Below are 24,425 nucleotides of genomic sequence, written 5' to 3'. Positions count from 1 at the left end.
CCGCTGGCAGGATGGCCCGGTGCGTCGCGACATCGCCGAGCAGTTCGAGCTCGACCCGGACCTGACCCACCTCAACCACGGTGCGTTCGGCGCCGTGCCCCGGGCGGTCCGCCAGGCCCAGGACCGCGCCCGGGCCCGCATCGAGCAGGCCCCGATGCGGGCCTTCCGCGACGAGCTGCCCGACCTCCTGGCCGCGGCGCGGGAGTCGGCGACCCGCTTCCTCGGGCTGCCGGCGGAGTCGACCGCCCTCGTGCGCAACGTCACCGAGGCGGTCGGTGTGGTGCTCCAGGGCCTCGACATCGTTCCGGGCGACGACGTCGTCGTGAGCAACCACGGCTACCTCACCGCAGGCTGGTCCGCCGAGGCACGTGGCGCGACGCTGCGCACGGCGGCCTTCCCCGTCGACGCCGACCCCGACGCGGTCGTCGCGGCCTTCGTGGCCGCGCTGACCGAGCGCACCCGGCTCGTCGTCATCGACCAGATCACCTCGCCCACGGCTCTCGTGCTGCCGGTCGCAGCGGTGGCGGCCGCGGTGGCCCCGGTGCCGGTCCTCGTGGACGCCGCGCACGTGCCGGGCGCCCTGCCCGAACTCGACATCGAGGCGCTGGGCGTGGCCTTCTGGGCCGGCAACCTGCACAAGTGGGCCTACACGCCGCGAGCGGCCGCGACGCTGTGGGTGGCGCAGGAGCACCGCGCGTCGATGCGTCCGCTCGTGACGTCGTGGAGCCACGGGCTGCCCTATCCCGAGCGGTTCGACCTCCAGGGCACGGTCGACCACTCGTCGTGGGTCGCCGTCCCCGACGGCCTGGCCGCGTGGCGGGGGCTCGGCGGCTGGGAGCAGGTCGTGCGCAACGCCGACCTGCTCCTGCGCGGGGCCGAGCACGTGCGCTCTGCGCTCGGCACCGAGCACCTGCAGGGCGGCACGCCGTCGGCCCCGTGCCTGCGGCTCGTCGCCCTGCCGGAGGGCCTGGCCACGACGTCGGAGGACGCCGAGCAGCTGTGGCAGCGCCTTTATGCCGCCGGGTTCGTGGTGCCGCCCATCGCCTTCGAGGGCCGCTGCTACCTCCGTCTCGCGGCGGCGCCCTACAACGATGAGAGCGACTACGAGCGCCTCGCCGCGGCCCTTCCGGCCGTCCTCGACACCGTCAGGGCCACCGTCGGCACCCCCTGAGCCCGATGCGGTCGATGCAGCCCGGATGTGGAAAGATCGACCGACCGCCGGAACGCTGCCCACGAGGAGGCCCTGCGCCATGACCGCCGCCCCGACGACCCCGTTCCACCGGGTCCTTCTCAAGCTCTCCGGCGAGGTGTTCGGGGGTGGCCGCATCGGCCTCGACCCGGCCGTCGTCGCCGGGATCGCCAAGCAGATCGCCGACGCCGTGCGCGGTGGCGTCGAGGTGGCCGTCGTCATCGGCGGTGGCAACTTCTTCCGCGGGGCCGAGCTCCAGCAGCGCGGCATGGACCGCACCCGCGCCGACTACATGGGCATGCTCGGCACCGTCATGAACTGCCTCGCGCTGCAGGACTTCCTCGAGAAGGAGGGCGTCGAGACGCGGGTCCAGTCCGCGATCGCCATGCAGCAGGTCGCCGAACCCTACATCCCGCGCCGCGCCATCCGGCACCTCGAGAAGAACCGCGTCGTCATCTTCGGCGCCGGCGCCGGCATGCCGTTCTTCTCCACCGACACCGTGAGCGCCCAGCGCGCCCTCGAGATCAAGTGCGACGCCGTGCTCATCGCCAAGAACGGCGTCGACGGCGTCTACGACTCCGACCCGCGCACCAACCCCGAGGCCAAGAAGCTCGAGACCGTCACCTTCCAGGACGCCATCGTCGAGGGCCTCAAGGTCGTCGACGCCGCCGCCTTCAGCCTCTGCATGGAGAACAAGCTGCCCATGGTCGTCTTCGGCATGGAGGGCGCGGGAAACATCACGCGCGCCCTGCTCGGTGAGAAGATCGGCACGCTGGTCACCAACGCCTGAGCCCGGCCGCCGCGCCCGGTCGCGTGACCACGCGAGCAGCGCCGCACCGCATACGACGACGAACGAGGGACGAGGAACCGAAGACCCATGATCGAAGAGACGATGTTCGAGGCCGAGGAGAAGATGGACAAGGCCGTCGAGGTCCTCAAGGAGGACTTCGCGGGCATCCGCACCGGCCGCGCCAACCCCGGACTGTTCAACAAGCTGACGGTCGAGTACTACGGCGCGCCGACGCCGCTGCAGCAGCTCGCCTCGTTCCAGAACCCCGAGCCGCGCACCATCCTCGTCATCCCGTTCGACAAGTCCGCCATGCACGAGATCGAGCGGGCCATCCGCGACTCCGACCTCGGCGTCAACCCGAGCAGCGACGGCAACCAGATCCGGTGCGTCATGCCCGAGCTGACCGAGGAGCGCCGCCGCGAGTACATCAAGCTCGCCAACGGCAAGGCCGAGGACGCCCGCGTCTCCGTGCGCAACATCCGCCGCAAGGCCAAGACCGACATCGACAAGCTCGTCAAGGACGGCGAGGTCGGCGAGGACGACGGCACGCGCGCCGAGAAGGAGCTCGACGGCCTCACCAAGAAGCACACCGACCTCGTCGACGTGCTCGTCAAGGCCAAGGAGGCCGAGCTGCTCGAGGTGTGACCTCGATGCTCGACCCGATGATGACGACTGACTCCCCGTCGGACCCCGTGGATCCTGCGCCTCCCGCGCAGGGTGGCGACGACGGGCCCGGTCCGCTCGAGCCCGTCCCGTACGACCCGACGCTCGACGAGCTCGCCGGCCTCCCTCCGGAGCAGGTCCTCGAGAAGAAGCAGAGCCGGGCGGGGCGCAACCTGCCCGCCGCGATCGGCGTGGGTGTGGGCCTCGGTGTGCTCATCGTGGCGACCCTGCTCATCCGCAAGGAGTCGTTCGTCGTCCTCGTCGCGATCGCCGTCGCGGTCGGCATCTGGGAGCTGCGGGCGGCCCTGCGCAACGCCGGTGTCCACGCCCCGCTGGCCCCGCCGGTCGTCGGCATGGTCGGCATGCTGTGGGCCGCCTACGTCCACGGCCCCGCGGGACTCGTCGTCGCGTGGGCGCTGACGTGCCTGGCGGTCGTGCTCTGGCGGGGCACGGGTCGCCTCGACGGCGCCGGCCGAGACGTGCTCGGCGGCATCTTCGTCTCGACCTACCCGACGTTCCTCGTCGGCTTCGCGGTGCTGCTCCTCGCGCCCGAGGACGGCGTGGGCCGGGTCTTCGTCTTCCTCATCACCACCGTGTGCAGCGACGTGGGCGGGTATGCCGCGGGCGTCCTCTTCGGCAAGCACCCCATGGCCCCGACCATCAGTCCCAAGAAGTCGTGGGAGGGCTTCGCGGGCTCGGTGGTCTTCTGCATCGTCGGTGGGTCCCTGACGGTCCACCTCCTGCTCGACCACTCGTGGGTGATCGGGATCGCCCTCGGTGTCGGCGTGGCCGTGGCCGCCACCGTGGGTGACCTCATGGAGTCGCTCATCAAGCGCGACCTCGGCATCAAGGACATGTCCAACGTGCTGCCCGGCCACGGCGGCGTCATGGACCGCCTGGACTCGCTCGTCGTCGTCGCGCCGATCGTCTGGGCCGTGCTGACCCTGCTCGCTGCCAAGCCGGCCTGACGATGCGTCGGGCCCGGAGGGCCGCGGTCGCAGGCGGGGTCGCATGACCCCCTTCGGCCAGGACGGACGTGTCGCGCTGGTGACGGGAGCCGGCAGCCCCAGCGGGATCGGTCTGGCCACCGCGCGGCTGCTCGGTCGGATGGGCGCCCGGGTCGTCATCGCCGCCACGACCGACCGGGTGCACGCCCGCGTCGCCGAGCTCCGGAGCGAGGGGATCGTCGCGAGCGCCCACGTCGGCGACCTCACCGACCCCGACGTGGCCCAGTGCCTCGTCGAGGCCTGCCTCGACGAGCACGGCCGTCTCGACGTCGTCGTCGCCAACGCCGGCATGACCAGTGCCGCCGACCCCGACACCCTCGGGGGCGACGCGGCGGACACCGACCCCGACCGCTGGCACCGCTCGCTCGCCCGCAACCTCGACACCGCCTACCTCGTCAGCAGGGCCGCGCTGCCGCACCTGCGCACGTCGGGCGAGGGCCGGCTCGTCCTCGTCAGCAGCGTGACCGGGGGGCTCATGGCTATGCGCGGCGAGGTCGCCTACGCCACCGCCAAGGCCGGACTGCTGGGGCTCGCGCGGGCCCTGGCCGTCGACGAGGGGCCGCACGGCACCACGGTCAACGCCGTCGCACCCGGCTGGGTCGCCACGGGCTCGCAGACCGCCGACGAGACGAGCGAGGGGCGCGCCACGCCGCTCGGGCGGTCCGGCACGGCCGACGAGGTCGCCGCGGCCGTCGCCTTCCTCGCCGCGCGCGAGTCCTCCTACGTCACGGGCCAGGTGCTCGTCGTCGACGGCGGCAACGGGATCTCCGAGCAGCGGGCGGTCGTGGTCGACCCGGGGGACTGAGCCGGCCGCTCCCGCGGCGGGAGGGCGGCATACGCCCGCGGCCGGTGGGTCGGCCCCCGTTTTGACTCCACCTGAGACACTGGAGGGGAGATGACCGAGACCCCAGCCCCCGCCACCGAGGTCGCGCCCGTCGCGCTGCCCGAGCCGACGACCTCCCGCCCCGCCCCCGGTGAGCTGACCTTCCGCGCGCCGCGCCGCGGCAAGCCGCCGAGGCACCTGGCCGACTTCTCCCCGGCCGAGCGCAAGGAGGCCGTCGAAGCGCTGGGACACAAGGGCTTCCGGGCCAAGCAGCTCTCGACCCACTACTTCGAGCGGCTGCAGGACGACCCGGAGCAGATGACCGACCTGCCCAAGGCCGTGCGGTCCGAGCTCGTCGCCGACCTGCTCCCCACCCTCCTGACGCCCATCGTCCAGCGCGTCGCCGACGACGGCCAGACGATGAAGTACGCGTGGCGCCTGCACGACGGCGCGATCGTCGAGTCGGTGCTCATGCGCTACCCGAAGCGCGTCACCATCTGCATCTCGAGCCAGGCCGGGTGCGGCATGAACTGCCCGTTCTGCGCCACCGGCCAGGCGGGCCTGACGCGCAACATGTCGGCGGGCGAGATCGTCGAGCAGGTCGTCTGGGCCGCCCGTGCGCTGCGGCGCGGCGAGCTCGCCGGCGGTGGTGACGAGGACCGCGAGGAGCCGCTGCGCGTCAGCAACGTCGTCTTCATGGGCATGGGTGAGGCCCTCGCCAACTACAAGGCCTCGATCGGTGCGATCCGGCGCCTCACCGACCCGACGCCCGACGGCCTCGGCATGTCGGCGCGCGGCATCACCATGTCGACGGTCGGGCTCGTCCCCGGCATCGACAAGCTCACGGCCGAGGGCATCCCGGTCACGCTCGCGCTGTCGCTGCACGCCCCCGACGACGAGCTGCGCAACGAGCTCGTGCCGATCAACACCCGCTGGTCCGTCGACGAGGCGCTCGACGCCGCCTACCGCTACTTCGAGGCCACCGGCCGGCGCGTGTCGATCGAGTACGCCCTGATCCGCGACATCAACGACCAGGGCTGGCGCGCCGACCTGCTGGGCGAGAAGCTCAACCGTCGCGGACGCGGGTGGGTGCACGTCAACCCGATCCCGCTCAACCCGACGCCGGGGTCGAAGTGGACCGCCTCCCGCCCGGGCGTCGAGCAGAACTTCGTCGAGCGGCTGCGTGCCCACGGCGTCCCCACGACCATCCGCGACACTCGTGGGCAGGACATCGACGGGGCGTGCGGCCAGCTCGCCGCCTCGACGGCCTGACGCGCGTAGGCTGGGCAGGTCGGGCCTGCCCAGGGCCCCTCGCGACCTGGGGCGTCCGCGTCCGTGCGTCCCCGCCGCAGGCCGGCGGGGCAGGGTGCGTCCCGGTCCACCAGGAGGTTCGCGCATGGTCCAGCTCACCGTCGGGGTCACGGCCCGGTCGGCCAAGGAGAACGAGCACCGGCTGCCCCTGCACCCCAAGCACCTCCACCGCATCCCCGAGGCACTGAGGCCGGGCGTCTTCCTGGAGCACGGCTACGGCGAGCGCCACGGGGTGGCCGACGACCAGCTCGAGCGGTTCGTCGGGGGCTTCCGCAGCCGGGAAGAGCTCGTGGCCGAGTGCGACGTCATCCTCGCGCCCAAGCCGCTCCTCAGCGACATCTCCGTCCTCCGGGTCGGCCAGGTGCTCTGGGGGTGGCCCCACTGCGTGCAGGACGCCGAGCTCACCCAGGTCGCCATCGACCGGCAGCTGACGCTCATCGCCTTCGAGGCGATGAACCACTGGAACAAGGACGGCTCCTTCAACCTGCACGTCTTCCACAAGAACAACGAGCTCGCGGGCTACTGCTCGGTGCTGCACGCCTTCTCGCTCGCCGGCATCTCCGGCGACTACGGTCCCCACCGGCGCGCCGTCGTCATCGGGTTCGGCGCCACGGCGCGCGGGGCCGTCACGGCGCTCAACGCGCTCGGCATCGGCGAGGTCGATGTGCTGACCCACCGGCAGAAGGCGGCCGTCGCGTCGCCGATCCACTCCGCCACGATCGTGCACTTCGACACCGACGAGACCACCTCGCGGGTGAGCCACGCCGTCACGGAGCACGGTGCGGTGGCCCTCGGGGAGTTCCTCGCCGAGCACGACATCGTCGTCAACTGCGTGCTGCAGGACACCGATGCGCCGCTGACCTTCATGACCGAGGACGACCTCAAGCGGATGAGCCCGGGGAGCCTCGTCATCGACGTGTCGTGCGACGAGGGCATGGGGTTCTCGTGGGCGAGGCCGACGAGCTTCTCCGACCCGACCTTCGTCGTCGGGGACCACGTGCTCTACTACGCCGTCGACCACAGCCCGTCCTACCTCTGGGACGCGGCCACGTGGGAGATCAGCGAGGGCCTGCTGCCTTTCCTCCCCACCGTCATGGCCGGTCCGGAGGCGTGGGACGCCAACCCGACGATCCGTCGCGCGATCGAGATCCACGACGGCGTGGTCCAGAACCCGGCCATCCTGTCGTTCCAAGGACGCTCGCCGCTGCACCCCCACCTGCCGCTCGCCACCTGACCGGTCGGACGCTCGCCCTCAGGCGGAGTCGGAGCGATAGGTGCGCCGGTACGCCAAGGGTGACACGCCGACGGCCGCGGAGAGGTGCTGGCGCAACGACGCGCCTGTGCCGAAGCCGGCTGCGGCAGCCACGCGGTCGACCGGGAGGTCGGTGGTCTCGAGCAGGTGCCGCGCCCGGTCGACCCGTGCGCGGGCGAGCCAGGTGCCTGCCGTCTCGCCGGTCTCCTCGCGGAAGCGGCGGGTGAAGGTGCGCACGCTCGTCCCGGCGTGACGGGCCATGTCGGACAGCCCGATCGGCTCGCCGAGGTGCTCGAGCACCCACGCCCGGGTGGCGCCGGTGCCGGCCTCGGACTCGTCGGGCACGGGCCGGTCGATGAACTGGGCCTGCCCTCCTGCCCGCCAGGGTGCGACCACCGCGCCACGGGCGACGCGGTTGGCGGCCTCGGTGCCGAGGTCCGAGCGCAGCACGTGCAGCAGCAGGTCGATGCCGGCGGCGTTGCCGGCGGAGGTGAGCACGTCGCCGTGGTCGACGTAGAGCACGTCGGGGTTGAGCCGCACCTGGGGGAAGTGACGGCGGAAGGCGTCGACGTGGCACCAGTGCGTCGTGGCCTCCCGCCCGTCGAGCTTGCCGAGGGCCGCGAGCACGAAGGCGCCGGTGCAGATGGAGAGCCAGCGGGCCTCAGGTCGGGCCGTCGCGGCGAGGCGGCGCAGCTCGTCGGGGAGGACCCCGGTCTCGACGATGTCGCTGTTGATGCCGGGCACGACGACGGTGTCCGCGCGCGCGAGCTCGGTGTTCGGGTGGGTCGGCAGGACGGCATACCCCGCGGAGGTGGTCACCGGCCCGTCGTCGAGCGTCACGAGTCGCACGTCGTAGGGCGGGACCGGCTCCGTGCCCGGGCCGGGCCGGTCGGGTTCGAGGGCCCCCGCCCGGAGGAACCGGTGGGGGAGCCCGATCTCGAACGCGATGGCGGTGTCGAGGGCGAGGACGACGACGAGGTGCGGGCGTCCGGGAACGTGGCGCATGGCCAGATCCTTGCACATGATGTCTCTCTGGCCACTCGTTCGACCCTCGACGTATGCCGCAGTCTTGACCCGTGAGCCTCACCGACCGACACTCCTCCGCCGACGAGACCCTGCCGCCGACCACGGTGCCCGCGCCTGCCGGGCACCGGGTCCACCCCGCCTGGTGGGTCGCCGTCGTCACGTTCCTGACGATCATCGGGGCGGCCGGCTTCCGCTCGACCCCGGCCGTGCTCATGACGCCGCTGCACGACGAGTTCGGCTGGCCGATAGGCGTCATCGGGGGTGCTGTCTCGGTCAACCTCGTGCTCTTCGGGCTCGCCGCGCCCTTCTCCGCCGCCCTCATGGAGCGCCTCGGCATCCAGCGGGTCATCGCCGTCGCGCTCGTGCTCGTCAGCGTCGGCTCGCTCCTGCCCATCTGGATGACGCAGTCGTGGCAGCTCGTCCTCTGCTGGGGGATCGTCGTCGGGATGGGCACCGGCGCCATGTCGATGGGGCTCGTGGCCACCGTCGCCGGTCGCTGGTTCGTCGCGCGGCGGGGCCTCGTGACGGGCATCCTCACGGCAGCGGGCGCCACCGGCCAGCTCGTCTTCCTGCCGTTCCTCGCCTGGCTGGCGGGGAGCCACGGCTGGCGCAGCGCGGCGATCGCCACCTCGGCGGCCGCGCTCACCGTCGTGCCCCTCGTGCTGTGGAAGCTGCACGACCACCCGAGCGTCCTCGGCCTGACGGCCTACGGCGCTCCCGCCGGCACCTCGGCGACGCGCCCGCCCCGACCGACGGGGCACCCGTTCCGCCTCGCCGTCGACACCCTGCGCCACGCGGCGCGCACCCGGGTGTTCTGGCTGCTCGCCGGCAGCTTCGCCGTCTGCGGCGCGTCGACCAACGGCCTCGTCGGCACCCACTTCATCCCGGCCGCCCACGACCACGGCATGCCGACGACGACCGCGGCGAGCCTGCTCGCGCTCGTCGGCGTCTTCGACGTCGTCGGTACGATCTTCTCGGGCTGGCTGACCGACCGGGTCGACCCGAGGATCCTGCTCGCGGCGTACTACACGCTGCGCGGAGCCTCCCTCTTCCTGCTGCCGTCGCTCTTCAGCGACTCGATGCACGTCAACATGCTCGCCTTCGTGCTCTTCTACGGCCTCGACTGGGTCGCGACGGTGCCCCCGACGATCGCCCTATGCCGGAGCGCCTATGGCGAGCGCGCCCCGATCGTCTTCGGCTGGGTCTTCGCCTCGCACCAGCTCGGTGCCGCCGCAGCGGCCCTCGGCGCCGGCCTGGTGCGCGACCACCTCGGCACCTACACGCTCGCGTGGTACGTCGCAGGCGCCCTGTGCCTGGTCGCCGCCGGCATGTGCGTCGCGATCACGACCGCTCGTCTGTCAGATGCGTCACCTCGGCGCACGGACTCTGGCGCGGAGGCCTCACCGGCGGCACAGTGAGCCCATGAGCGACGGCGCTGGGACGGCATACCAAGGCATCTACGACGCCAGCCTGCGCGACCCGGAAGGGTTCTGGCGCACGGCGGCCGAGGGCATCGACTGGGTGACGCCGCCGACGCGGATCCTCGACGACTCGAGGCCGCCGTTCTACCGGTGGTACCCCGACGGCGAGCTCAACGTGTGCTTCAACGCCGTCGACCGGCACGTCGCCGCCGGGCGGGGCGAGCAGGCCGCCATCCACTACGACTCACCGGTCACCGGCACCAAGAGCACGATGACGTATGCCGTCCTGCTCGAGCGGGTGCGCGCCGTGGCCGGTGGCCTGCGCGGTCTCGGCGTCGGCAAGGGCGACCGGGTCGTCATCTACATGCCGATGGTCCCCGAGGCGGTCGTCGCCATGCTCGCCTGCGCCCGCATCGGCGCCATCCACTCGGTGGTCTTCGGCGGCTTCGCCCCGCAGGAGCTCGCGGCGCGCATCGACGACGCCGCGCCCAAGGTCGTGCTGTCAGCCTCGTGCGGCGTCGAGCCGAGCCGGGTCGTGCCCTACAAGCCCTTCCTCGACGAGGCCATCCGGCGCTCCGAGCACCAGCCGGAGCACTGCGTCATCCTCCAGCGCGAGCAGCAGGTCGCCGAGCTGGGCGAGCGCGACATCGACTGGGGCGACTTCGAGTCCGGCGACGCCGCCCGCGAGGGCAGCGAGTGCGTGACGGTCGCGGCGACCGACCCGCTCTACATCCTCTACACCTCCGGCACGACGGGAAAGCCCAAGGGGATCTACCGCGACAGCGGTGGGTATGCCGTGGCGCTGCGCTGGTCGATGGCCAACCTCTACGACGTCGCACCGGGCGAGACGATGTTCACCGCGAGCGACGTGGGGTGGGTCGTCGGCCACTCCTACATCGTCTACGCCCCGCTGCTGACCGGGGCCACGACGGTGCTCTACGAGGGCAAGCCCGTCGGCACCCCCGACGCGGGCGCCTTCTGGCGGGTCATCGCCGAGTACGGCGCGGTCTGCCTCTTCACCGCCCCGACCGCGTTCCGGGCGATCAAGAAGGACGACTCGACGGCGTCGAAGGTCGCCGAGCACGACCTCTCCCGTTTCCGGGCCCTCTTCCTCGCGGGCGAGCGTCTCGACCCCGACACCTACGAGTGGGCCTCGGCGGCGCTGGCCAGGCCGGTGATCGACAACTGGTGGCAGACCGAGACGGGCTGGCCGATCGCCTGCAACCCCAAAGGAATCGGGCTGCTACCGATCAAGGCTGGCTCGCCGACGGTGGCCGTCCCGGGCTACGACGTGCAGGTGCTCGACGGCACGGGTGAGCCGGTCGAGCCCGGCGTCGAGGGCGCGATCTGCATCAAGCTGCCGATGCCGCCGGGCACGTTGCCGACGTTGTGGGGCGACGACGACCGCTACGTCAGCTCCTACCTCTCGGCCTACCCGGGCTACTACCTGACCGGTGACGGCGGCTACCTCGACGAGGAGGGCTACCTCTACGTCATGGGCCGCACCGACGACGTGCTCAACGTCGCCGGTCACCGCCTGTCCACGGGCTCGCTCGAGGCCGCCCTGGCCGGGCACGAGGCGGTGGCGGAGTGCGCGGTCATCGGTGTCCACGACGACCTCAAGGGCCAGGTGCCACGGGCCCTCGTCGTGCTCAAGTCGGGGGTCGACGCGGAGGCCGACGGCGATCGGATCAGGCGCGAGCTCGTCGCCCGGGTGCGGGCCGAGGTCGGCGCGGTCGCGGCGCTGCACCAGGTCGACATCGTGGCCGGGCTGCCCAAGACGCGCTCGGGCAAGATCCTGCGCAAGACGATGCGCGAGCTCGCCGACGGCAAGAGCCCGTCGGTGCCGGCCACGATCGAGGACGCCTCGGTGCTCGAGACCCTGACCCCGGTCCTGCGCGGCCCCTCCGCCTGACGCCCGTTCGAGGTGACTGCTGGTTCGAGGTGATCCCGGCACGGACGTGGCTTCCGCGATCACCTCGAATCACGTGTGCGGCGCCAGCAGGGGGAGCACCTCCTCGACCGAGTCCACGAGGTGGATCGCCTCCGACATCGGGCGACCGGCGGCGATGGCCTGGAGGGGCGCCCACACCGGCACGCGCTCGGTCCAGTGGTCACGACCCACGAGCACGAGCGGCGGCAGCGGGGCGTCGTCCGGCGCGTAGTAGAGCGGGGTCACGGCCTGGAAGATCTCCTGCACCGTCCCGGCCGCCCCGTCGAGCACGACGATCCCGCCGTTCGACCGCGCGAGCAGCCCCTCCTCGCGGATCGCGTTGGAGAAGTACTTCGCGATGACGTCGCAGAAGACGTTGGGCGGCTCGTGGCCGTAGAACCACGTCGGGATGCCGAGCGAGCGGGCCGACGGACCGAGGCTCTCGGACGGCACCGCGGGCTCGTCGCCGACGACGAGGTCGCGGGCCGCCAGCGCGGTGGTGGCCCAGGCCGTGACGTCAGGGCGGAAGCCGGGCACGCCGGCGAGGCGACCCAGCGCCTCCTCGACTGCAGCAGCGCTGCGGCACAGCGCGCCGAGGTTGGCCGCCTCCATCGCGCCCGGGCCTCCACCTGTCGCGACGAGGTGGCCCCCCTCGGCGAGGGCGTGTCCCAGCCCTGCAGCCCGTGCGTAGGAGGCCGAGTCCCGTTGCAGCGCATGGCCACCCATGATCCCGACGACCGACCGGCCCTGCACGAACTCGTCGAGCTCGTCGGTCGCGGAGTCGTCGTGGATCGCGCGGACGAGGGTGCAGTACGCGTCGGTGCGCAGACGGGCGTCGACGAACCACGCGTAGGCCAGGGCGTCCGGCGTCGCGGCGTAGCCGTGCTCGAGACCCGCATAGAGGTCGGACGGGAAGTAGAGGCCACGCCACGGGTCCACCGGTGCGTCGGCCAGGCCCGGGAAGAGGATCGCGCCCCGGGTGAGCAGCACCTCCGCCACCGGGACGGGGACCGTGCCGCCGAGCACGACGAGTCCGGTCAGGTCCCCACGGGCGGCGAGCCGCTCTCCGTAGTGGGTCAGGTCGAGGTCCTGGAGGCGGAGGCCGCGCAGGGGACCGTCGGAGTCGAGGTGGTCGTCCAGCTCGTCCAGCGTCTCGATCTCCATGGGGCACATCCTGCCGCGCGCCGGAGGCCGAGGGTCGGACCCGCGCGACGCGTCGTGCGCCGTCGCTGCAAGGATCATCGGCATGGTCGGGGTGCTCGAGGGTTTCGCGACGATCGCGGTCATCGTCGCGGTCGGCTGGCTCCTGGCCGACCGTCGCGTGCTCGACGACTCGGCACAGGTCAACCTCTCGCGCCTGGCCTTCTACGTCGCGTCCCCGGCCCTGCTGCTCACCGTCATGCAGCGCACGTCGCTCGACGCGGTGCTCTCGGCCAACCTCGTGACCTCGCTGATCAGCTTCACCCTCGTCGTCGGCACCTACCTGCTCATCGCCCGGATCCGTTGGGAGGGAGGCACGCTCGGCTCCCGGCTCATCGGAAGCCTCTCGGCGGCCTACGTCAACGCGGGCAACCTCGGCATCCCGATCGCGCTCTACGTCCTCGGCGACGTCGCCTGGGTGGCGCCGACCCTGCTCATGCAGCTTCTCATCATCACGCCGGTCGCCATGGCGCTCTTCGACAGCGACGCCCGTGGGGAGCGACCGACGCTCGGGCGCAGCCTGCGCCGGGTCTTCAGCAACCCGATCACCCTGGGTGCGGTGGCCGGCCTGCTCATCGCGGTCTTCGACATCCACCTGCCGCGCGTCGTCGCCGCGCCGATCGACCTGCTCGGGGCGATGGCCGTGCCTTCGATGCTCGTCGCGTTCGGCATCTCGCTGCGCCGCGGCCCGCGTCCTGCGACCGGACGGTCCGCAGGGCACGTCTGGACGATCGTCGTCCTCAAGGCCGTGCTCATGCCGGCCATCGCCTTCGGGGTGGGCCTCGCGCTCGGGCTGCGCGGGGAGGCGCTCTTCGCCGTCGTCGTGACGGCCGCCCTGCCGACGGCGCAGAACATCTTCACGTATGCCGTCCGCTACCGCCGTGAGGTCAACCTCGCGCGCGACGTAATCTTCGTCAGCACGTTCGTCTCGGTGCCGGTGATCCTCGCGATCGCCGCGCTCTTCCACGGCTTCGCGGGCGTCTGAGGATCCTCGTCACCGCGATCCCACCCGCGCCGGCCCACGGCGGCGTAGCCTCCGGCTCATGGGGATTCGCGCTGGTTTGGTCCGGTCGATGTCCGTCGCGCTCGTCACCCTCGTCGCCCTCGTCGCGACGACCGGGGCCCCGGCCCGCGCCGCCGAGCGGACGGCGACCACTGCAGGGCCGTGCACCTACGCGCACCTGTGGGTGCAGCCGAAGGTGGTGCTCTCCGTCCCGGACCGAACGGCGAACGCGACCGTGACGACCGACTGCCAGGACTTCGAGTACTTCACCAACACGTGGGACTCGTGGTCCGGGATGGCCGGAGGCACCGTCCAGGGCACCGTCATCTTCCTGACGGATCACACCACCACCGCGCGAGGCATCGATGCGCTTCCCCAGATCTTCGACACGTCGCGTCTGGGGGTCTGGACCTGGACCCCGGAGCGCACGCTGCCGCCCCTGACGCTGGACGACCTCAACACGGTCCGGATGGACGTGCGGGTCGGCTCCGCCAGCTACGTCTCCGCCAGGCGCTCGGGCGCGACGGTCACCGTCAGCACCCGCTCGTACCGCTACTGGACCTCGACGCACGCCTTCGGCACGTGGGGCCGTGCCACCGGCGTCATCGAGTGGCGGACGCCCGGGACGACCACTTGGCACGGACTGAAGAACGTCTACGCCGACAACCTCGGGCGCTACTCCTACCGCTACACCGTCTCCGCCGTGCGCGAGTACCGCGTCCGGACCTTCGACCAGCCCTACGTCTGGGGTTTCCCCAGCACCGTCCCGGCGCGCGCCTGACACGCAGGGACCGGACGCAGGAGCGGCGTCCGATTCCGCAGGCCCGAGCGGGTCGGGCACCACCGGAAACGAACGCCGCTGCGGACGTCGGGCTGCGGATCGGTCAGAAGCCGAAGTCCCCGCCGCCGAAGTCGCCGCCGCCGGCGAAGTCGCCTCCACCACCGAAGTCCCCGAAGTCGGACCCGCCGGCATCTCCGCCGGCGTCTCCGCCGGCATCTCCACCGGCGTCGCCCCCGTCACCGGCGTCGGTCGTCGCGTCGCCGGCCTCCTGGGCCTCGGGGGAGGAGTCGTAGCCGCCGAGCATCATGTCGGCGAGGGCGGAGCCGACGACGACACCCGCGATGGTGCCGAGCATCGACCCGGCGATCATGCCGCCCATGCCCATCCCACCGCCCATCCCACCGGGTCGCCCGCCACCGAAGGCGCCCTGCAGGTAGCCGGGGCGGCCCATCTCGGCGCGGGTCGCGCTGCGCGCGAGGTCGGCGGGCTGGTCGCTGCGCGGACGCTCACCCTCGGGCAGGTCCTCGTTGAGGCGCTGGAGCACCATCTGGCGCTGCTCGGGCGAGAGCTTGGCGAAGGCCTCGGTGTGCACCCGCTCGATGTCCTCGGGCGGCGCGGTGCGCAGGAGGTACTTGTAGCGGGCGATGGCCCGCTCGTCCTCGCTGGAGGCGCCCCCGTGGGGCGCCGGGACGGCATACGGCTGCCCGCTCGGGGGCTGTGGGAGCTGCTGCTGTGAGGGCTGTACGGGCTGGGGGCGCTGCTGCTGGAGCGGTTCGCGTCCGAGCAGCTTGTCGAGGAATCCCATGTCTTCTCCTGGTGTCGGCGGTGCGTCGGCGTCGCACTCGTCGGGTACCTACCCCAACGAACGGCCCGTGCCAGCGTTCCTCCGACGCGCAGCCGTCCCCACCGGGGAACGCACGAAGCCACCCGCGAATGGGTGGCTTCGTGGCCGGCGACACCCCCACGGCATACGCACGGAGTCGGGAAGAGCGGGTCAGAGGTGGTTCTCGGCCTCCGTCAGCACCGAGCGCAGCCGCGACTCGATGTCGTCGAACTGCTCCGGGCCCATGATGAGCGGCGGCGCGAGCTGGATGACGGGGTCGCCCCGGTCGTCGGCACGGCAGTAGAGACCGGCGTCGAAGAGCGCCTTGGACAGGAAGCCGCGCAGGAGGCGCTCGGACTCGGCGTCGTTGAACGTCTCGCGGGTGGCCTTGTCCTTGACGAGCTCGATGCCGTAGAAGTAGCCGGCGCCGCGGACGTCGCCGACGAGCGGCAGGTCGAGCAGCTTGTCGAGCGTCGCCTTGAAGATCGGGGCGTTGGTCTTCACGCGGTCGTTGAGGCCCTCGCGCTCGAAGATGTCGAGGTTGGCCATCGCGACCGCGGCCGACACCGGGTGACCGCCGAAGGTGTAGCCGTGCGGGAAGTAGGTCGTGCCGGACTTGAACGGCTCGAACAGCCGGTCGCTCGCGATCATCGCGCCGATGGGGGAGTACCCGCTCGTCATGCCCTTGGCGCACGTGATGATGTCGGGCACGTAGCCGAAGTCGTCGCACGCGAACATCGAGCCGATACGGCCGAAGGAGCAGATGACCTCGTCGGACACGAGCAGCACGTCGTACTCGTCGCAGATCTCGCGGACCCGCTCGAAGTAGCCCGCTGGCGGCGGGAAGCAGCCACCGGAGTTCTGCACCGGCTCGAGGAAGACGGCGGCGACGGTGTCGGGGCCCTCGAACTCGATGGCCTCGGCGATGCGGTCGGCGGCCCAGCGGCCGAACGCCTTCTCGTCGTCGCGCAGGTGCTCGGGGGCGCGGTACATGTTGGTGTTGGGGACCTTGTGCGCGCCGGGCACGAGCGGCTCGAACATCTCCTTGGCCGCCGGGATGCCGGTGATCGACAGGGCGCCCTGCGGGGTGCCGTGGTAGGCGACGGCGCGCGAGATGACCTTGTGCTTGGTCGGCTTGCCGGTCAGCTTGAAGTACTGCTTGGCCAGCTTCCAGGCGGTCTCGACCGCCTCGCCGCCCCCGGTGGTGAAGAAGACCCGGTTGAGGTCGCCGGGAGCGTGGCTCGCGAGCCGCTCGGCCAGCTCGATGGCCTTGGGGTGCGCGTAGCTCCACAGCGGGAAGAACGCGAGCTCCTTGGCCTGCTTGGCGGCCGCTTCGGCGAGCTCCTCACGGCCGTGGCCGGCCTGGACGACGAAGAGCCCGGCGAGACCGTCGATGTACTCGTTGCCGCGGTCGTCCCAGATCTTCCAGCCCTGGCCCTTGGTGATGATCGGGACCGTGTGGCCGAGGCCGCCCTCGCTGCGGTCCTCGAAGACCGAGTGTCGGGTGAAGTGCATCCACAGGTGGTCGCGGGCCGCCTCCGAGTGGAGGGTGCCGGCTGGCGTGCGGTGGTCCGAGGTGGGTTCCCAGACCTCGTTCGGGTTGATGCTCATCGTGTACCCCAGTTGTAGAGCTGTTTGTTGAGTTTCAGGTAGACGAACGTCTCGGTCGCCGTGACGCCCGGGAGGGGGCGGATGCGGCTCGTGAGCAGCTCGAGCAGGTGGGCGTCGTTCTCGCAGACGACCTCGGCGAGCACGTCGAAGCTCCCGGCGGTCGTGACGACGTAGGAGACCTCCTCCATCTCGGTCAGCGCGTCGGCGACCGAGGTCATGTCCCCTGAGACCCGCAGGCCCACCATCGCCTGGCGCTGGAACCCGACCTGCAGCGGGTCCGTCACCGCGACGATCTGCATGACGTCGGCGTCGAGGAGGCGCTGCACGCGCTGGCGCACCGCCGCCTCGGAGAGGCCGACCTCCTGGGCGATGGACGCGTAGGACTTGCGCCCGTCGTGCTGGAGCAGCTCGATGATCGTCTTGCTCACGTCGTCGAGGTTGACCGAGGGTTTCTTGGCACCGTTGCCCCCGGAGCCGGCCGCGTTGGCCACGCCACGGATGGTCGTCATGCGCCGATCTTGACCTGTGGAACACGCTGTTGGCAAGTCCCGCCGCAACTGATTCCGAAGTTTCTTCTCGACAAGTCTTCCTGATTGCGAAGGTCTGCGTTTAGCATTCCCGCATGACTTCCCAGCCGCGCCAGCTCCGCAACTTCATCGGTGGCCAGTACGTCGACCCCGAGGGCGATGCGACGACCGACATCGTCGACCCGTCGACCGCCCAGGTCGTGGCCAAGGCCCCCGTCAGCAGCCAGTCCGACGTCGACCGGGCGTATGCCGCGGCGTCGACCGCGTTCGAGACGTGGGGAGACACGACCCCGAGCGAGCGCCAGGCGGCGCTGCTGAAGTTCGCCGACGCCATCGAGGCGCGGGCCGAGGACCTCATCCGCCTCGAGGGCGAGAACACCGGCAAGCCGCACGCCCTGACGCGGAGCGAGGAGATCCCGCCGATGGTCGACCAGCTGCGTTTCTTCGCCGGCGCGGCGCGGGTGCTCGAGGGCAAGTCCGCGGGCGAGTACATGAAGGGCCACACCTCCTTCGTGCGCCGAGAGCCCATCGGCGTCGTCGGGCAGGTGACGCCGTGGAACTACCCGATGATGATGGCGATGTGGAAGATCGCCCCGGCGCTCGCCGCGGGCAACACCATCGTCCTCAAGCCGTCGGACACCACGCCCGAGACCACCCTGCTCATGGCCGAGCTCGCGTCGGAGTTCCTGCCCGAGGGCACCTTCAACGTCATCACCGGCGACCGCGAGACGGGCCGCATGCTCGTCGAGCACCCGACGCCGTCGCTCGTCGCGATCACCGGCTCGGTGCGCGCCGGCATCCAGGTCGCCGAGAGCGCCTCGCGCGACCTCAAGCGGGTCCACCTCGAGCTCGGTGGCAAGGCGCCGGTCATCGTCTTCGACGACGCCGACATCGAGGCCGCGGTCGAGGGCATCGCCGGAGCCGGCTACTTCAACGCCGGCCAGGACTGCACCGCCGCGACGCGCGTGCTCGCCGGTCCCCGGGTGCACGACGACTTCGTCGCCGCGCTCGCCGAGTACGCCAAGAGCTCGGTCAAGGTCGGTATGCCGCACGACGAGGACGCCGCCCTCGGCCCGGTCAACAACGCCAACCAGATGGCGCACGTCTCGGGCTTCATGGACCGGCTGCCCGACCACGCCCGCGTCGCCGCCGGCGGGTCCCGGGTCAACACCCTGGGCGACGGCTTCTTCTTCGAGCCCACGGTGCTGGCCGGCCTGCGCCAGGACGACGAGCACATCCAGAGCGAGATCTTCGGCCCGGTCATCACCGTGCAGCAGTTCAGCGACGAGGCCGAGGCGCTCGCCTGGGCCAACGGTGTGCAGTACGGCCTCGCCTCGAGCGTGTGGACCCGCGACTTCGGCAAGGCCATGCGCATGAGCAAGAGGCTCGACTTCGGCTGCGTCTGGATCAACACCCACATCCCGATCGTCGCCGAGATGCCGCACGGGGGTTTCAAGCACAGCGGCTACGGCAAGGACCTGTCGATGTACGGCCTCGAGGACTACACCCGCATCAAGCACGTCATGGCCAACATCGAGTCGTGACGTCGGGCGCAGCCCACCCGCACCACCGGGTCACCGTCGATCCCTCCGCCCAACGACCCACTCAAAACCCCCTGGAGTCAATGAGATGAACGACAAGAGCTTCGACACCGACAACCCGTACCTGCGCGCAGCGCTGATGCGTGGTCTCGTGTCACGTCGGTCCGCGATGATGGGCGCCGCCGGCGTCAGCGCGGCCGCGTTCCTCGCGGCCTGCGGGTCCGCGGGCAAGAACCCCACGACCGGCCCCGGGGGGTCCGGAACGGCACCTGCCAAGACGGCGGCGGCCGCCCAGGACATGTCCGACACCGAGAAGGTCGTCAACTGGTCCAACTGGCCGGCCTACATCGACGTCGACGACAAGACGAAGGCGCGCCCGAGCCTCGACGAGTTCACCAAGCAGACCGGCATCAAGGTCAACTACACCGAGGACTACAACGACAACGACGAGTTCTACGCGAAGGTGCGCCCGCTGCTCGAGGCGGGCAGCGACACGGGCCGCGACGTTTGGGTCAGCACCGACTGGATGGTGGCACGCCTCATCCGCCTCGGCTACGTGCAGAAGCTCGACATGGCCAACATCCCCAACCACGTCAACCTCCAGGACTCGCTGACCCAGGTCAGCTTCGACCCCGGCCGGGTGCACTCGCTCCCGTGGCAGAGCGGCTTCGCCGGAATCGCCTACAACCCCAAGGCGACCGGGGGCAAGAAGGTCGAGTCCGTCGACCAGCTCCTCACCGACCCCGCGCTCAAGGGCAAGGTCACGCTGCTCACCGAGATGCGCGACACGGTCGGTCTCGTGCTGATGGCGATGGGCAAGAAGATCGAGAGCTTCACCGACGCCGACTTCGACGCCGCCATCGCCGAGCTGCAGAAGGCCAAGGACGCCGGCCAGATCAAGGGCTTCACCGGCAACGACTACACCAAGCCGCTCGCCTCCGGAGACACGGCCGCGTGCTTCGCCTGGACCGGGGACGTCGTCCAGCTGCGCGCGGACAACCCCGACCTCGGCTACGTCCTGCCCCAGACCGGCTGCACGCTGTGGTCCGACAACTTCGTCATCCCGGCCCTCGCCAAGCACAAGAAGAACGCCGAGCGGCTCATCAACTACTACTACGACCCCAAGGTCATGGCCCAGGTCGTCGACTACGTCAACTACATCTCGGTGGTCAAGGGGGCGCAGGAGATCTTGACCAAGCAGGACTCCGAGGTGGCCAAGAACCAGCTCATCTTCCCCTCGGCCGACACGCTGTCGCGGGCCCACGTGTTCCGTGGCCTCACTGCCGCCGAGGAGACGAAGTACAACAAGAAGTTCCAGGCGCTGGTGACCGGCTGATGGCTGAGCGCGCGAGTGGTGACCTGGTGCTGACCGGTGTCACCCGGACCTACGAGACGTTCACGGCGGTCGACAACATCGACCTGACGATCCCGCAAGGGTCGTTCTTCGCCCTCCTCGGTCCGTCCGGCTGCGGGAAGACGACCACGCTTCGCATGGTCGCCGGCCTCGAGCAGCCGACAGCGGGCACCATCTCCATCGGCGGCCAGGACATCACGGCGACGAAGCCCTACCAGCGCAACGTCAACACGGTGTTCCAGAACTACGCTCTCTTCCCGCACCTCGACATCCTCGAGAACGTCGCATTCGGCCTGAAGCGCCGCGGCGTCTCGAACTGGCGGGTCCAGGCGATGGAGGCCCTCGAGCTCGTCGAGCTCGCGCACGTGGCCAAGAAGAAGCCGACCCAGCTCTCGGGCGGCATGCAGCAGCGGGTGGCGCTGGCCCGCGCCGTCGTCAATAGGCCGGACGTCCTCCTGCTCGACGAGCCGCTCGGCGCGCTCGACCTCAAGCTGCGTCGCCAGATGCAGATCGAGCTCAAGCGCATCCAGTCGGAGGTCGGCCTGACGTTCGTGCACGTCACCCACGACCAGGAGGAGGCCATGACCATGGCCGACACCATCGCCGTCATGAACGGTGGTCGCCTCCAGCAGGTCGGTGACCCGGGCACGCTCTACGAGAAGCCGGAGTCGACCTTCGCGGCCAACTTCCTGGGGCAGTCCAACCTGCTGCGCGCGACGGTCAGCGGCGTCTCGCAGGGGGTCGCGTCGCTCGACGTGCACGGTGTCGCCATGACGGTGCCCGCCGCGTCGCTGCCCGACGGTGGCAAGGAGCTGTGGCTGGGCATCCGTCCGGAGAAGGTCCGCATCATCAGCGACTCCGCCGACGCGACCGGCCTCAACACGCTCAAGGGCGAGGTCACCGACGTGTCGTTCCTCGGGGTGGCCACCCAGTACCTCGTGGCGATGCCGTGGGGCCGCGAGCTCACCGTCGTCCAGCAGAACGACGGCATGCCGCGGGCCCAGCTCGGCTCGAACGTGACGCTCGGTTGGGTGCCGGAGAACAGCTTCGCCCTCGACGCGTCGCAGGACGCGGACGCCGGGGCCGAGCACATCGAGGACGAGTGACATGTCAGCGACCACACTCCCGGTGACGCCGACGCAGCCGACGACCGCCGGAGCGAAGCCGCGCCGGCGCCGCGGCGCGCGGGTGCCCTACCTGCTGCTTCTCCCGGGCCTGCTCTGGCTCGTCGTCTTCTTCGTCGTCCCGATGCTGTCGCTCGCGTCGCAGTCGCTGCAGACCGGTGACGTCGACAACGGCTACACGCTGACGTGGAACTTCGCCACCTACGCGGACGCCCTGTCCACCTACTGGCCTCAGATGGTCCGGTCGCTGGTCTACGCAGGGGTCGCCACCCTGGCGACGCTGGCGCTCGGCTACCCGCTCGCCTGGTTCATCGCGCACCGCTCGGGCAGGTACAAGAACTTCCTGCTGGTGCTCGTCATCGCCCCGTTCTTCACCTCGTTCCTGATCAGGACGCTCGCCTGGCAGACGATCCTCGGCGACAGCGGCCTGCTCTACCAGGTCACCCACGCGACCGGGACGGAGTTCCTGCTCACGGGCTTCAAGGACGTGCTGCGGACGCTCGGTCTGATCAACAACGACCAGCTGCTCTTCTCGCCGTTCGCCGTCATCTGCGGCCTGACCTACAACTTCCTGCCGTTCATGGTGCTGCCGCTCTACTCCAACCTCGAGCGTCTCGACCACCGGCTGGTCGAGGCGGCGGGCGACCTCTACGCCTCGCCCTTCCAGGCGTTCCGACGGGTCATCTGGCCGCTCTCGCTGCCCGGCGTGGTCGCCGGCACGCTGCTCACCTTCATCCCGGCCACGGGTGACTACATCAACTCCGTGCTGCTCGGCAGCACGCGGACGGTCATGATCGGCCAGGTCATCGACGCGCAGTTCCTCCGCGTCCTCGACTACCCGACGGCGGCGGCCCTGAGCTTCATCCTCATGCTGCTCATCGTCGCCCTCGTCATCACCTACGTGCGCCGCGCCGGCACAGAGGAGCTGGTCTGACATGTCATGGCTGCGACGCAACCTCGTCATCATCATCGGCGTCCTGGTGATGCTCTACATCCTGCTCCCGAACCTCGTCGTCATCGCCTACTCGTTCAACAAGCCGGCAGGGCGCTACAACTACGAGTGGACCCAGTTCTCGCTCGACGCGTGGACCAACCCGTGCGGAGTGCCGGGGGTCTGCCAGTCCGTGGGACTCAGCCTCCAGATCGGGCTCATCGCCTCGCTGACCGCTGCCGTCCTCGGCACGATGGTCGCCTTCGCGCTGGGGCGCTACAAGTTCCGGGGCAGGGCCGGCACCAACCTGCTCATCTTCCTGCCGATGGCCACCCCTGAGGTGGTCATGGGGTCGAGCCTGCTGACGCTCTTCATCGCCATGGGCATCCCGACGGGACGCACGACCATCCTGATCGCGCACATCATGTTCTGCCTGTCTTTCGTCGTCGTCACCGTCAAGGCGCGCGTCGCCTCGCTCGACCCGCGCCTCGAACAGGCGGCGGCCGACCTCTACGCCAACGAGGTGCAGACCTTCCTCAAGGTGACCCTGCCGCTCGTGGCGCCCGGCATCGCCGCCGGCACGCTGCTCGCGTTCTCGCTGTCGTTCGACGACTACATCATCACCAACTTCAACGCGAGCCCCGAGTCCGTGACGTTCCCGATGTACGTCTGGGGTGCCGCGCAGCGCGGCACGCCGGTGCAGATCAACGTCATCGGCACCGTGATGTTCCTCGGCGCCCTCGTCATCGTGCTGGCAGGTCAGCTGCTCGGGCGACGCCGCAACCGACAGGTGGCCTGATTCGTCATGCGTGTCCTCATGATCGGCTCCGGTGGGGTCGGTGACGCCGCCGCGCGCATCGCCTCCGAGCGTGACTTCTTCGAGCGCTGGGTGGTCGCCGACTACGACGTGACGCGTGCCGAGCGCACCGTCGCGGCGGTGGCCGCGCGCGGCGGCGGCGACGCACGCTTCGTCGCGGCGCAGGTCAACGCATCGTCGGTCGAGGCGGTGACGGCGCTGGCCCGCGAGCACGAGGCGACGCACGTCTTCAACGCCGTCGACCCGAAGTTCGTCATGCCGATCTTCAACGGTGCCAAGGCTGCCGGGGCCGACTACCTCGACATGGCGATGAGCCTGTCGCAGCGCCATCCCGAGCAGCCGTATGCCGTCACGGGCGTCAAGCTCGGCGACGAGCAGTTCGCGGTGGCGGGGGAGTGGGAGGCCGACGGCCGGCTCGCGCTCGTCGGCATCGGCGTCGAACCCGGGCTGTCCGACGTCTTCGCCCGCTACGCCGCCGACCACCTCTTCTCCGAGATCGACGAGCTCGGCACCCGCGACGGCGCCAACCTCGTCGTGCACGACGAGCACGGCAACGAGATCTTCGCCCCGAGCTTCTCGATGTGGACGACGATCGAGGAGTGCCTCAACCCTCCCGTCGTGTGGGAGAAGGACCGCGGCTGGTTCACGACGGCGCCCTTCAGCGAGCCCGAGGTGTTCGACTTCCCGGAGGCCATCGGGCCCGTCGAGTGCGTCAACGTCGAGCACGAGGAGGTTCTCCTCATGCCGCGTTGGGTCGATGCCAGGAGGGTCACCTTCAAGTACGGCCTCGGCGACGAGTTCATCGGCATCCTCAAGGTCCTGAGCACCCTGGGACTCGACCGGACCGAGCCGGTGAGCGTCAAGGGCGTGCAGGTCTCACCGCGAGACGTCGTGGCCGCGGTACTGCCCGACCCGGCGACCATCGGTCCGCGGATGACCGGCAAGACCTGCGCCGGCCTCTACGTCACCGGCACCGGCAAGGACGGTCGGCCCCGCCGCACGTACCTCTACCACGTCGTCGACAACGCCGAGACGATGGCGGCCTACGACGCCCAGTGCGTCGTGTGGCAGACGGCGGTCAACCCCGTCGTCGCGCTCGAGCTGCTCGCCCGTGGCACGTGGAAGGGCGCCGGTGTCCTCGGCCCCGAGGCCTTCGACGCCGTGCCGTTCCTCGACCTGCTGGCGGCCGCGAAGCCCGAGGGCTACGGCTCTCCGTGGGGCATCGACGAGCGCTGAGGCAGGTGCCGAGACCAGCGCGGGGACCAGCACGGGGACCAGCACCGGAACCAGAACCGAGG

22 protein-coding genes are annotated in these 24,425 nt (G+C 70.7%); 17 read left to right on the top strand and 5 right to left on the bottom strand.

Features of this window, described 5'->3' with window-relative positions; translation table 11 throughout:
* Positions 1 to 19: 19 nt before the first annotated feature.
* The 7 genes from ABD297_RS06065 to ABD297_RS06035 all read left to right on the top strand — a co-directional run bounded on the left by ABD297_RS06065 (position 20) and on the right by ABD297_RS06035 (position 7,017).
* Positions 20 to 1,171 (top strand): aminotransferase class V-fold PLP-dependent enzyme, encoded by a 1,152-nt coding sequence (locus ABD297_RS06065; RefSeq protein ID WP_344253928.1) that lies wholly within the window; start codon positions 20 to 22, stop codon positions 1,169 to 1,171.
* A 79-nt stretch (positions 1,172 to 1,250) separates the two neighbouring features.
* Positions 1,251 to 1,979: a UMP kinase gene (pyrH, locus tag ABD297_RS06060; RefSeq protein ID WP_344253927.1), complete on the top strand. Its 729-nt coding sequence runs from the start codon at positions 1,251 to 1,253 to the stop codon at positions 1,977 to 1,979.
* 87 nt (positions 1,980 to 2,066) lie between these two features.
* Positions 2,067 to 2,624: a ribosome recycling factor gene (gene frr, locus ABD297_RS06055; protein WP_344253926.1), complete on the top strand. Its 558-nt coding sequence runs from the start codon at positions 2,067 to 2,069 to the stop codon at positions 2,622 to 2,624.
* Between the two features lie 17 nt (positions 2,625 to 2,641).
* On the top strand, positions 2,642 to 3,610 hold the full coding sequence (locus ABD297_RS06050; RefSeq protein ID WP_344253924.1) for a phosphatidate cytidylyltransferase: 969 nt from the start codon (positions 2,642 to 2,644) through the stop codon (positions 3,608 to 3,610).
* 43 nt (positions 3,611 to 3,653) lie between these two features.
* On the top strand, positions 3,654 to 4,454 hold the full coding sequence (locus ABD297_RS06045) for an SDR family NAD(P)-dependent oxidoreductase (RefSeq protein ID WP_344253922.1): 801 nt from the start codon (positions 3,654 to 3,656) through the stop codon (positions 4,452 to 4,454).
* Between the two features lie 90 nt (positions 4,455 to 4,544).
* On the top strand, positions 4,545 to 5,744 hold the full coding sequence (gene rlmN / locus ABD297_RS06040) for a dual-specificity RNA methyltransferase RlmN (protein ID WP_344253921.1): 1,200 nt from the start codon (positions 4,545 to 4,547) through the stop codon (positions 5,742 to 5,744).
* A gap of 124 nt (positions 5,745 to 5,868) precedes the next feature.
* Positions 5,869 to 7,017, top strand: coding sequence for a N(5)-(carboxyethyl)ornithine synthase (locus tag ABD297_RS06035; protein ID WP_344253920.1), 1,149 nt, complete (start codon positions 5,869 to 5,871; stop codon positions 7,015 to 7,017).
* Between the two features lie 18 nt (positions 7,018 to 7,035).
* Here the strand turns inward: ABD297_RS06035 and ABD297_RS06030 are convergent, their stop codons facing one another.
* Entirely contained in the window at positions 7,036 to 8,040 is a 1,005-nt protein-coding gene (locus ABD297_RS06030) for a GlxA family transcriptional regulator (protein ID WP_344253919.1), read from the bottom strand.
* Between the two features lie 71 nt (positions 8,041 to 8,111).
* On the opposite strand from ABD297_RS06030, the gene ABD297_RS06025 reads away from it, so the two are divergent.
* Positions 8,112 to 9,479, top strand: a complete 1,368-nt coding sequence (locus tag ABD297_RS06025; protein WP_344253918.1) for an MFS transporter — start codon at positions 8,112 to 8,114, stop codon at positions 9,477 to 9,479.
* Between the two features lie 4 nt (positions 9,480 to 9,483).
* Positions 9,484 to 11,397 (top strand): propionyl-CoA synthetase, encoded by a 1,914-nt coding sequence (locus ABD297_RS06020; protein WP_344253917.1) that lies wholly within the window; start codon positions 9,484 to 9,486, stop codon positions 11,395 to 11,397.
* Between the two features lie 69 nt (positions 11,398 to 11,466).
* Here the strand turns inward: ABD297_RS06020 and ABD297_RS06015 are convergent, their stop codons facing one another.
* Entirely contained in the window at positions 11,467 to 12,579 is a 1,113-nt protein-coding gene (locus ABD297_RS06015; protein ID WP_344253916.1) for an LOG family protein, read from the bottom strand.
* Here ABD297_RS06015 and ABD297_RS06010 point away from each other — a divergent pair.
* Both ABD297_RS06010 and ABD297_RS06005 read left to right on the top strand, forming a co-directional pair.
* Positions 12,578 to 13,600, top strand: coding sequence for an AEC family transporter (locus ABD297_RS06010; protein WP_344253915.1), 1,023 nt, complete (start codon positions 12,578 to 12,580; stop codon positions 13,598 to 13,600). The genes ABD297_RS06015 and ABD297_RS06010 overlap by 2 nt on opposite strands.
* Positions 13,601 to 13,658: 58 nt before the next feature.
* Positions 13,659 to 14,399: a hypothetical protein gene (locus tag ABD297_RS06005; RefSeq protein ID WP_344253914.1), complete on the top strand. Its 741-nt coding sequence runs from the start codon at positions 13,659 to 13,661 to the stop codon at positions 14,397 to 14,399.
* Between the two features lie 103 nt (positions 14,400 to 14,502).
* Here the strand turns inward: ABD297_RS06005 and ABD297_RS06000 are convergent, their stop codons facing one another.
* The 3 genes from ABD297_RS06000 to ABD297_RS05990 form a co-directional block, all read right to left on the bottom strand.
* A complete protein-coding gene (locus ABD297_RS06000) occupies positions 14,503 to 15,204 on the bottom strand; it encodes a hypothetical protein (RefSeq protein WP_344253913.1) in 702 nt (233 codons plus the stop codon).
* Between the two features lie 189 nt (positions 15,205 to 15,393).
* Entirely contained in the window at positions 15,394 to 16,833 is a 1,440-nt protein-coding gene (locus ABD297_RS05995; protein WP_344253912.1) for an aspartate aminotransferase family protein, read from the bottom strand.
* On the bottom strand, positions 16,830 to 17,342 hold the full coding sequence (locus tag ABD297_RS05990) for an Lrp/AsnC family transcriptional regulator (protein WP_344253911.1): 513 nt from the start codon (positions 17,340 to 17,342) through the stop codon (positions 16,830 to 16,832). The genes ABD297_RS05995 and ABD297_RS05990 overlap by 4 nt, the downstream gene beginning before the upstream one ends.
* Before the next feature lie 113 nt (positions 17,343 to 17,455).
* On the opposite strand from ABD297_RS05990, the gene ABD297_RS05985 reads away from it, so the two are divergent.
* The 6 genes from ABD297_RS05985 (at position 17,456) to ABD297_RS05960 (ending at position 24,363) form a co-directional block, all read left to right on the top strand.
* Complete coding sequence (locus ABD297_RS05985; RefSeq protein ID WP_344253909.1) at positions 17,456 to 18,904, top strand: gamma-aminobutyraldehyde dehydrogenase; 1,449 nt, start codon at positions 17,456 to 17,458, stop codon at positions 18,902 to 18,904.
* Between the two features lie 85 nt (positions 18,905 to 18,989).
* On the top strand, positions 18,990 to 20,237 hold the full coding sequence (locus ABD297_RS05980) for a polyamine ABC transporter substrate-binding protein (protein ID WP_344253908.1): 1,248 nt from the start codon (positions 18,990 to 18,992) through the stop codon (positions 20,235 to 20,237).
* Entirely contained in the window at positions 20,237 to 21,361 is a 1,125-nt protein-coding gene (locus tag ABD297_RS05975; protein WP_344253907.1) for an ABC transporter ATP-binding protein, read from the top strand. Before ABD297_RS05980 ends, ABD297_RS05975 begins: the two co-directional genes overlap by 1 nt.
* 1 nt (position 21,362) lies before the next feature.
* Complete coding sequence (locus ABD297_RS05970) at positions 21,363 to 22,313, top strand: ABC transporter permease (RefSeq protein WP_344253906.1); 951 nt, start codon at positions 21,363 to 21,365, stop codon at positions 22,311 to 22,313.
* Between the two features lies 1 nt (position 22,314).
* A complete protein-coding gene (locus ABD297_RS05965) occupies positions 22,315 to 23,109 on the top strand; it encodes an ABC transporter permease (protein ID WP_344253905.1) in 795 nt (264 codons plus the stop codon).
* A gap of 6 nt (positions 23,110 to 23,115) precedes the next feature.
* Positions 23,116 to 24,363 carry a saccharopine dehydrogenase family protein gene (locus ABD297_RS05960; protein ID WP_344253904.1) on the top strand — a complete coding sequence of 416 codons (1,248 nt, stop codon included), beginning with the start codon at positions 23,116 to 23,118 and terminating at the stop codon, positions 24,361 to 24,363.
* Positions 24,364 to 24,425: the final 62 nt, after the last annotated feature.

The sequence above is a fragment of the Terrabacter carboxydivorans genome, from assembly GCF_039532035.1.
Lineage (GTDB): Bacteria > Actinomycetota > Actinomycetes > Actinomycetales > Dermatophilaceae > Terrabacter > Terrabacter carboxydivorans.
The sequence above is the reverse complement of the archived record's forward strand: the minus strand, read 5'-3'. Positions and strand labels throughout refer to the sequence as shown.